This window comes from Verrucomicrobiia bacterium, assembly GCA_035460805.1.
In the GTDB taxonomy this organism is placed as follows: domain Bacteria; phylum Patescibacteriota; class UBA1384; order CAILIB01; family CAILIB01; genus DATHWI01.
The window spans coordinates 1-1,681 of record DATHWI010000132.1 but is presented as its reverse complement, the minus strand read 5'-3'; the positions used below and the strand labels follow the sequence as shown (position 1 = coordinate 1,681).

At 50.7% G+C, this 1,681-nt stretch carries 2 protein-coding genes; both read left to right on the top strand.

What is annotated here, in order from left to right:
- Positions 1-506: 506 nt before the first annotated feature.
- Entirely contained in the window at positions 507-857 is a 351-nt protein-coding gene (locus tag VLA04_05625; GenBank protein HSI21144.1) for a hypothetical protein, read from the top strand.
- A 101-nt stretch (positions 858-958) separates the two neighbouring features.
- On the top strand, positions 959-1,546 hold the full coding sequence (locus VLA04_05620; protein ID HSI21143.1) for a hypothetical protein: 588 nt from the start codon (positions 959-961) through the stop codon (positions 1,544-1,546).
- Positions 1,547-1,681: the final 135 nt, after the last annotated feature.

Here is a 1,681-nt window from a genome sequence, read left to right as displayed (position 1 = left end):
TCGGCGTTGAGAACGATTCAAATTCAAATTCAAGGCGAAGTACATGCCAGCGGAAGAAGCAGTCGTGCGACGTAGCGACTGTGCGAGTCGTAGACGAGACCGTCCAAGCCTTGGAAGACGAAGCAATGAAGGAAGAGAATTCAAATCCACGGATTCGGAAAAAAATGGAACGTTTGCGCGCCAAAACTATGAAGAGAGAGAGGGATGCGAGTGACGTGGAGGCTCCTGAATTGGTGAGCGTACCCTATGAGTCAAGAGACGTTGTAGCGCGTATTGGTCAAGCATTTATCACGAAAGGCGGGTCCCAAGCAGAGTTTGTCTCTCTTTGCTCCGAGGCTGGATATGCGGTTCCAAAGGCGACACTCTCACGATGGCTCACGAATGTGAGAACACAAGGGAATGCTCTCCCCGGTGGTGAGGGAAGAGGACGCCCACGTGCTCTCTCTGAGGAGCAGGAGCGGTGTGTTCTTGGCTACGTTTTGTTTCGGAATGCAAACAATTTTCCCGTGCAAATTGCCGACGTCAGGGCCTTCATTGCCGCTTCTCTTGGTGTGGATGTGAGTCGGACAACAGTTTCGGTGTTTCTCAACGAGCAAGGGTTCACATGCAGGAAGATGAAGCGCAAATCTGGGGGTTACAAACTGAACCGCTCAGAAATGGCCAATATGGCGTTTGAGTGGCTCAAGAAGGAGTGGCGTCTTCTGAAAGCAGGCGAAGTGTGGTGTATTGATTGCACATTCCTCGGGCATCGTCTGGATACTTTCTACTCCTTCGTACCTGCTGGTTCTCCCCAGCCACTTTTGGGCGAGAATGTGGCACGCTTCACGAATCTTGCTATTGGGGCGCTTCAAGCCTAGGGCGTTGCCACTTGTGTATTGTATTCAGCCTCAACCAAAAGACGCGTCGGGACCGACGTCCAACAGCAAAGCGGGTGAAACAGCTGCATCATTTGGACGCCATGCTCAAGGAGCACAACGTTGAAGCCCGCCGGCTGGTTTACATTGGAAAAGAGGAAGGTGAGAAGGGAACGTATGTGGCTGCAACCGCAGAGGTGGTAGGGATGTTCATGGAGCGGATCAAGGTTGACAAAAACCAGCTTTGGGTGAGTGACAATGGGAAGGAGTTTTTCACGCAGGAGGGCTCTAATCTTGAGTGCTTTGGTGTAAGCCATGTTGGCTTCCCTCCAGCTGTTCACCAATACCTCTCTGTGTGTGACAACTCATGGTTTGGTGCTGCAAAACAGAAATGGCGTGCTCGTGGGCTTGACTATTCTGATGACATCAGGTCAACGATCGCCTTCCTGGCTGACACAGATTCAACACGCCTTAATGCAAGGTCATGGTTCCAACACAACCTGCAGCTCCACAAGGCCAATCCTGACCATGAAAAAGTGGCAGAACTGGTGGGAGAGAAAAACGTTCTGGAAGTGGAGTACTACCGTGAGTGCCTCTATGACTATGGGATTGCTGAAGGTGAGGATGTCAAAGTACTGTTGTTTCCTGAAGCAAACGATGGGCTGGATGGTCGCTACTGGATGTGGGACTAAAGTTTCATTTTTTTCCGAACCCGTGGAGTGCTAAAAACCGTGCTAAAAACGACCCTTAGCAGCCTGCCAAACCCCGCTAAAGACCCTGCTAAAAGCGGCTTCCTTTTTTTCTCTTTTTCTGACACTGCGTGTTAT